Annotated in this window: 8 protein-coding genes, 1 other RNA gene and 1 pseudogene; 2 read left to right on the forward strand and 8 right to left on the reverse strand. The window is 55.5% G+C overall.

Annotated elements, in window-relative coordinates; genetic code table 11:
• Positions 1-79: 79 nt before the first annotated feature.
• From AACX78_RS08345 to smpB, 4 genes are all read right to left on the reverse strand, one after another.
• The gene (locus tag AACX78_RS08345) at positions 80-850 is read right to left on the reverse strand and encodes a DUF6387 family protein (protein WP_159165914.1); all 771 of its coding nucleotides are present in this window, start codon (positions 848-850) and stop codon (positions 80-82) included.
• A 97-nt stretch (positions 851-947) separates the two neighbouring features.
• On the reverse strand, positions 948-2,219 hold the full coding sequence (locus AACX78_RS08350; protein ID WP_159165915.1) for an integrase domain-containing protein: 1,272 nt from the start codon (positions 2,217-2,219) through the stop codon (positions 948-950).
• A 172-nt stretch (positions 2,220-2,391) separates the two neighbouring features.
• Positions 2,392-2,751, reverse strand: a transfer-messenger RNA (tmRNA) gene (gene ssrA, locus AACX78_RS08355).
• Between the two features lie 122 nt (positions 2,752-2,873).
• On the reverse strand, positions 2,874-3,362 hold the full coding sequence (smpB, locus tag AACX78_RS08360; protein ID WP_005312834.1) for an SsrA-binding protein SmpB: 489 nt from the start codon (positions 3,360-3,362) through the stop codon (positions 2,874-2,876).
• 157 nt (positions 3,363-3,519) lie between these two features.
• Between smpB and AACX78_RS08365 the strand changes: the two genes are divergently transcribed.
• Positions 3,520-3,954 carry an SRPBCC family protein gene (locus AACX78_RS08365; RefSeq protein ID WP_159165916.1) on the forward strand — a complete coding sequence of 145 codons (435 nt, stop codon included), beginning with the start codon at positions 3,520-3,522 and terminating at the stop codon, positions 3,952-3,954.
• Entirely contained in the window at positions 3,947-4,306 is a 360-nt protein-coding gene (locus AACX78_RS08370) for an RnfH family protein (RefSeq protein ID WP_005312840.1), read from the forward strand. Before AACX78_RS08365 ends, AACX78_RS08370 begins: the two co-directional genes overlap by 8 nt.
• A gap of 112 nt (positions 4,307-4,418) precedes the next feature.
• Here AACX78_RS08370 and AACX78_RS08375 read toward each other — a convergent pair whose 3' ends face one another.
• From AACX78_RS08375 to AACX78_RS08390, 4 genes and pseudogenes are all read right to left on the reverse strand, one after another.
• Positions 4,419-5,054, reverse strand: a complete 636-nt coding sequence (locus tag AACX78_RS08375; RefSeq protein WP_159165917.1) for an NAD(P)H-binding protein — start codon at positions 5,052-5,054, stop codon at positions 4,419-4,421.
• A gap of 61 nt (positions 5,055-5,115) precedes the next feature.
• A complete protein-coding gene (locus AACX78_RS08380) occupies positions 5,116-5,454 on the reverse strand; it encodes an outer membrane protein assembly factor BamE (RefSeq protein WP_011898937.1) in 339 nt (112 codons plus the stop codon).
• Between the two features lie 120 nt (positions 5,455-5,574).
• Positions 5,575-6,294: a DUF1566 domain-containing protein gene (locus tag AACX78_RS08385; protein ID WP_159165918.1), complete on the reverse strand. Its 720-nt coding sequence runs from the start codon at positions 6,292-6,294 to the stop codon at positions 5,575-5,577.
• Position 6,295: 1 nt separating this feature from the next.
• Positions 6,296-7,397 (reverse strand): annotated as a pseudogene (locus tag AACX78_RS08390) (DUF1566 domain-containing protein); the annotation flags it as partial.

The raw sequence follows: 7,397 nt of genomic DNA on the forward strand, positions 1-7,397 counted from the left end.
TCAAAAAAATTATTTTTCGGGATGTGAGATTCAGATCGTAAAGAAGCTTATCCTAGTGATGAGTTAGGTTAGCTGAGGTTCACTTTCTGCTCTCATCGCGAGCGAGGCGCATGGCATTCACTTTGCCATCGCCCCCTTTGCTATCTAACCAAAAATATAACGTGTCTAGGTATTTTATATTGGCAAAGTTCAGCGCAAAAGGTATGCGAGTTTCGTGCATAACCTTGGCTGTTATCCTTTCGTCAGGATATAGGGCTTTTGATAACTGAGGTGCGCTATATTGGAAGCCATGGGCCTTTGCCCACAACATAAGATCTAGCATTTGTATCACCTTATAGTTTATTAGTCTGTTGATTGTGCTAGGTCCTGCTGTTCCAAAGCCTCCTTTATCTGGTTCTGGAGTGTTAAATTTTTCTCGTAAGAATGGTAATTGCTCGGCTAGTAATTGAAGCAGCTCTTTATCAGTCCAGTTTCTTAGGTTCACGATAAGCTCAAAATCTCCCGATCCTGATGGAGCATATCGAATTCGCATGTGTCGAGAGTGTTTTGCGCGATCAAGTGCAACGGCTGGTGTAAGAAAACCACCGTCTCGTTTAAACATTCGGTCTTCTGCCCAAGGTATTCGGTCGGGTAGATGAATCGGGAGGGGTTCATGGAGCATTGTTGGTTTGAGATCACTATTACCGAGATAAAACCTATTAAAAGGGCGCGAAAGACCCTCAATGCCCTTTACTCTTACGACAGCTTCATCCACTAAAATTCCATTTGTAAGCTCATCAATGAACTTATATTTAGAGAGACAAAACCATGTAGGTAATGGAGGTGTTTTGGTATTTTCTTTAAGTGGCATGGTCTTCCAATTTTATATACTTGTTATATGTTCTACGTTAACGAGGCAGGTTCCAACACCATTTTTACGCTTGACCCTGCAATTGTTCAGGCTGATGCTACTTACCCACAACCTTCAAGGCTTGAAAACCGCTCGCCAGAGAGAGGTTTCCTTGGCTAGCCTGTTCTATGTGGTTGCTCCACCAGCCCATCATGATCACCCGTTGCTCAAAGTAGTCGGAGCGGTTATAGGCACGGCGGATCTCGTTATCGTCGGAATGGGACAGCGCTGCTTCGATGGCGTCAGGGTTGAACCCTTGTTCGTTGAGGGTGGTACTGCCGAGCGAGCGCAAGCCGTGGGCTACCAGTCGCCCGCCGTAGCCCAACCGTTTCAGGGCAGCATTGGCACTTTGATCATTGATATGGCCGAGCGGGTCGCGGTAGCCGGGGAACACAAAGGGGCGGTGACCGCTGATCGGTCGCATCCGTTCCAGCAGGGATATTGCTTGTGGTGTCAGGGGCACTCGGTGCGGGCGATCCATCTTCATACGCTCTGCTGGGATGTTCCAGACTTTGGCCTCCATGTCGATCTCATCCCAGCGAGTACCGGCTGATTCACCTGGGCGAACTAAGGTGTGCAGGCTCCATTCAATTTGACAGCGCGTTGTTGGGTCTAACCGTCCATTGGCAATGTCAGTCATCAGGAGCGGTAACTCTTCCGGCTTGAGGGTCGGCATATGCTTTTTGGTGGGTTTCTTGAACACCTTGCGAACGGCGGCGCAGGGATTGGCGTCGAGCAGGCCGTGGTTAACGCTGTAGTCGAGGATCTCGTTAATTCGCTGACAGAGGCGACGTACTGTCTCAAGTTTTCCATCAGCCTCCAGTGGGCGTAGCATCTCGATTACTTTCGGGGCTCGGATTTGGTCGATGGGCATGGAGCCGATGAACGGCAGCACATATAGCTCAAGGGATCGCCACGAATCGGCGGCATACGCTTCTGATACGTCGTGCCGTTTCAGTTCCAGCCATTTGCTGGCCATTTGTTCGAACGTGTTGGCACTGGCTTCTTGCTCGGCTTGAGCGGTGGCGAGCTGTTCTTCTTTGTGGAGCTTGGGATCAATGCCTTGGGCCAGCAGGGCGCGGGCTTCTCGTCGTCGTTCTCTGGCTGCGGCAAGGGATACTTCTGGATAAGTACCAAATCCCATGTTGGTACGCTTCTTATCGGCAGGTTTCTGGTATTTGAATACCCAGCGCTTTCCACCGGTTGGCTTAACTCTCAGCTCTAGCCCTTCACCATCAAGCAGGGTGAACTCCTTGGCTTCGGCCTTGGCATTTTTCACTTTAGTGTCGGTTAGCCGGTTTGTCCCAGTCTCGCGCGTCTTCTTGTTCATCTTACCTCTTAGTACCACTGAATTTAGTACTACAGCCCTTGTGGTACTCATAATGGTACTAAACAAGCTGGCTCCTGGCGACTCCCTCGGACTTTTTCGGACAACAAAAAACCCGCAAAGCCTTACGCTGTGCGGGTTTCTGTACTTCTTCGTTCCCGGCCGGAACATTGTTTGGTGGAGCTGGGGGGATTTGAACCCCCGTCCAAAATTACTACATCCTCGGTACTACATGCTTAGTCACTCTTTACATTCGCCAACCCGCTGCGGAGAGACACGCCACGAATTGACTAGCTCGATTGGTTTTAATGCTTCCGCCCCGAGCAGGACTTCCACACGATCCTGTGAAGGATGACCTTCCGATTCCCTAGGACACAGGCAAGCTAGGGTAGAAGGGCTCTATGCAGGTTATTAAGCTGCTAGTGCGTAGTTTTCGTCGTTTGCGACTATTTTTTTGCGGTTTGTTAACGAGGCCTACCGCACCTCGGCATGCACCTTGGGTTTCGTGAATCTTGTCGAATCCAGAATCAGCCCCAAGTTGTCAAAAGCGATTGTACGCAAAAATCCTGTCATGGCAAGGAGTTGATAGCAATCGACCGGCCTTGGCCGGTCGATTGCTGGTTTATTGGACGCCGCGCAAGCGCTGGCGGCGCACAATCAGCCGCGATGCTTGTTCTTCATGATGCGGGCTTTCTCCCGATCCCATTCGCGGGCCTTGGTGTCTTCCCGCTTGTCGTGTTCTTTCTTGCCTTTTACCAAGCCGATCTCGACCTTGACCCAGCACTCTTTCCAGTAAAGTGCCAGCGGCACTATGGTGTAGCCCTGACGGGCAGTCAGGCTCTCCAGCTTGTCGAGCTCATGGCGGCTCAGCAGGAGTTTGCGGGTGCGAGTCGGGTCACACACCACGTGGCTGGAGGCGGCATTCAGTGGCAAGAAAGTGGAGCCGAACAGGAAGGCTTCGCCTTGCATGAAGATGACATAGGCTTCGCTGATATTGGCCTTGCCCGCCCGCAGGGATTTGACTTCCCACCCTTGCAGGGACAGACCGGCTTCCACACGTTCTTCGATGAAGTACTCGTGACGGGCGGTTCTGTTGAGTGCAATGGTGCTGGACCCGGCTTTGTTTTTACTGTTCTTTTTGCTCATGACGGGCGCCTTTGGCAATGATTAGGAAGGCGCATTATACGTGGGTGGCGGCGGCTGTAAAACGCGCAACCGCTCAAGTGGCGGCTTTGTGAGCAGTTTCGGCGGTGATTTTAGCGGACAAGGTGATAAAATCGGCCCGATTGGATGAGGAAAGCCCATGCCCCGTATTACTCGCAGTGCCCTGGTGATGTTCAGCGCCGAACAAATGTTCCGGCTGGTCAATGATGTTCACTCTTATCCGGAGTTTCTGCCCGGTTGTGTCGGCAGCCGCGTTCACGAAACCGGCAATGACTACATGACGGCCTCGGTCGATGTGGCCAAGGCGGGAATTGCCAAGACGTTTACCACTCGCAACCAGCTCGATGCCAACCGGCAGATCAAAATGGAGCTGGTTGACGGCCCCTTTAGCAAACTGGCTGGCTGGTGGACCTTCACGCCGCTGGATGTGGATGCCTGCAAGGTCGAGTTCGACCTCGATTTTGAGTTCACCTCCAAGCTGATCGAGCTGGCATTTGGCCAGATTTTCCGCGATCTGGTGGGTTCCATGGTGCTCGCTTTCTCCAACCGCGCCAAGGTGGTGTACGGTGTCTGATTTACTCAATATCGAGGTGGTGTACGCCCTGCCCGAGCGCCAGACGGTGCTGCGCATTCGGGTTGCCCCCGAGACAAGCGTGCTGGCTGCCATCGAGCAGTCCGGCATCGTGACCAAGCACCCGGAGATCGATCTGTCGGTCAACAAGTTCGGTATCTACAGCCGTCCGGTCAAGGGTTCCGAGTTGCTGCAGGATGGGGATCGCATCGAGATCTACCGTCCGCTCATTGCCGATCCGAAAGAGATGCGCAAGAAGCGGGCAGAGAAGGCCAAAGAAGAAGGGCGCGCCGATGTGGTGACTGGTGGCCGGCCCAATACCAACCGCAAGCGAGGGGATGCAGACTCGGCCTGATGCCGAGCGCTGTGATCACAAAAGGCGCCTGGGCGCCTTTTTGTTTTTTGCCGACCGCACTGCTGTCGGGTTGGCGAGTTTTTTAAATCGTCCCCGCCAGAGGGCGAAAAGGTTACATGGCGAGCAGGCGCTCGTTTTCCACCACCTCGACGCCACTCTCCTGCTGGCCGAGCACTATCATGGCGTGGGCGACCTGGCTGGCGTCGATGGCGCGCCAGCGGCGCAGCTTGCCGATGAGCAGGGGACGCAGCAGCGGATAGAGTGCCTGAAAAAATTGCTCGGAACGGCGTGGCGGCTGGCGGTTGCCGAGCAGCATGGCGGGGCGCACTATGGCAAGCCGTGGCCAGGATTGCGCCAGCAATGCTTGTTCCATCTGCCCCTTGGTGCGGGGATAGAGGGCCGGTGAGCGTGGGTTGGCTCCCAGACTCGAGACGACGATGAGGCGTTGACAGCCGTGGCGGCGAGCGAGCTTGGCAAAAGCCAGCACATAGTCGTGGTCGACCCGACGAAATGCGTCGTCAGAGCCTGCCTGCTTGCGGGTGGTGCCCAGGCAGCAGAAGGCGATGTCGACAGGAGAGGGCAGGTCCAGATCCGCCAGTTGTTCGAAGTCGGCTGGCAGCCAGTGATGCCGGGGTTGGGGAGCCCCCGCCTTGCGACAGAGCAGGGTCAGTGAGTGAGCGGGATCGAGTTGGCGGACAAGGGCTGTGCCGATCAGTCCGCTGGCACCAGCAATCAGGATCTGGCTCATCAAGCACTCCTTGCGAACGAGATAAAACAAAACCGGCGCTGGGCCGGTTTTGTGAATGCGATCAGAGCGGGGTGTGGAAGGCCGCTGGTAACGGGAAGTCGCCGGTGACCGTGGCCAGCTTGTCGTTGGCGAAGGTCACGGTGAGCTCTTTGCGCTCTTTTTCGCCGCGCCCCGGCTGGAATTCATAGAGGTAATACCAGGTGTTCGGGTCAAAGCCATCGCGCAGCATGGCGGAGCCCAGCACGAACTCGACCTGTTCGCGGGTCATGCCCTGGCGCAGTTTGTCGACCTGTTTTTGTTCCACATAGTTGCCCTGGGGAATATCGATGCGATAGACCAGGCTGCAACCGGACAGGGTGAGGGCGGTCAGGGCCGCGGCAATCAGGTGTTTCATCCGCATATCGAGTTCAGATCATCCATTCAAGTCTTTTACGCTGGCCGAATCATACCTACTCCCTTGGCGGAAGTAAAAGCCATGGAAAAAATAGCCAGAGGGCGCCTGGCCCTCTGGCCGATGGGATCACTCCTCAATGGTGGGGATGGGGCGGACCAGTCGCAGCATGACACTGGATAATCCTATTCCGCCAACGTTGAAGGTTTCCCCGCTGCCGGCAAAGTTCAGAAAGTCGTATCCTTCCCCCCCCGAGCTGTCTGAACCAAAGGCGATGTTGGTCAGTGCCCAAAGTTGTTGTTCAGCTGCGCGGCATGCAGTTTTGACATCATCGGGAGCCTCGATCCACTGTTCGGTTACCTTATCCCACTTGGACGCTGCGTCAGCACACAGGGTTTCTTTGTCTGCCGCTATCTGTGATTGGAGGGATGTCGAAGGGTAACCTTGTGCCGAATAAATGGCCGGCTGGCACTGGTTGTTGTAGAGGGTAAACAGTTCCTTGATGTCGGGGGCCCGCCAGGGTTGTGCGGGTGTACCAAGCCGGTCGTTGGCCTGCTTGATAACGCCCATCAAGGGATTGTCTTCAGCGTTGGCGCGGGTTGAAATAAACGCGGGTGTGCCTTCACAGCCGGTGCCATCGGCACTGGCTTGCTGACCATAGGGACAATAGAGCCACTGCAGACCTGTGGCTCTGTCGTTGACCACGTTCAGCTTGCCCTCGGCCGTGTCGACTTGCTCGCTGACGAAACGGTTGTGATCGTCCTGATAGCCAGGCAGACACTCGCGGGCCTGGCTGGTGACCGGCAACAGGGTGGCGATCAGCAATAGGGGGGGGAAATAGCGGTGCATCTTATTCTCCTGTGACCTTGAAGCCATCGCTGACCAGCATGACGTAATGGGGTTGATACTGGCGGGCGATACTGCCTCTGAGGTCAGAGCCTGGCCGTACCTTGTAGGCATCCGGCCCGCCATCATCCTGGCTCCAGGTGCCGACCGGGCGACTCACTGGCATGACATCTGCCGTCCAGAAGCCGTAAAAGATACCTTCCAGCTCGTTCCATTTGCCGTAGGTGTATGTCAGGCCGGAATAGAGCGGGAAATAACGGGTATCGAGCGCTATGGGGTTCTCTTTGGTCAGGGTCATGATGCCGTAGAACTCCTGCTGGCTCGGGGCGCGCCAGTTATCCAGGCCGCACAGCTTGCTCTGATTGACCTGATTGACCTGACGCTTCAGGTTGCAACGGCTTCTATCACTTGCCAGGGTGCCACTTTGCGGGTCATAGCAGCTGCCGTTGAAGGCGTTGTCGCTCTGGATATCGTCATAGGCAAACAGGCTCTTGTCATCGTGCAGGGAGGATTCCCCATCCTTGTGTTGCACCTTGGTCTCCCATACCAGCCCGCTCAAGGCATCGACCACGCAGGCGAAGGGCAACTGTTTGTAGGAGAGGTCTTGCCGTGGCAGGGGTTGTCCCTGGCTGTCCAGCTTGATGTAGCGAGCGCCAAGCACCCCATCCTGATTGCTGTTTACGGCCTGACCGCTCAGAGGGTCGCAGCGATTGTCCAGATCCCGTCCCCGCTTGCCGTCATCGTCTCCCATGCTGTGGGTGATGCGGGTATCGGCCACATGCAACTGGCCCGTCCGATAGTGGAGGGGGGCGCTGATGGTGCCGCCTTCGCTCATCACTCTTATCTGGTAGTCCTGATAGCGAGGGAGACCCTTGAGCGTGATGCGAGTCTGCTGGCTGATGCCTTGCTGTTCGGCGTTTTCAATATGCTCAAACGGGGTTTTCCCCCAGCCAATCCGGTACTGACTCGCCCCCTCCTGGGGTTGCCAGCCGAGGGTGACCCAGTGGCTGCCATCCTGATCACGGCCCTGGCCCAGAATGGCCAGGCCGATCACTTGATCTGACAACACCTCGCGCTGACAGACGGGGGAGAGGGGGCTGTTGGGG

The sequence above is a fragment of the Aeromonas sp. 9A genome (assembly GCF_963900955.1).
GTDB classification, from domain to species: Bacteria; Pseudomonadota; Gammaproteobacteria; order Enterobacterales; family Aeromonadaceae; genus Aeromonas; species Aeromonas salmonicida.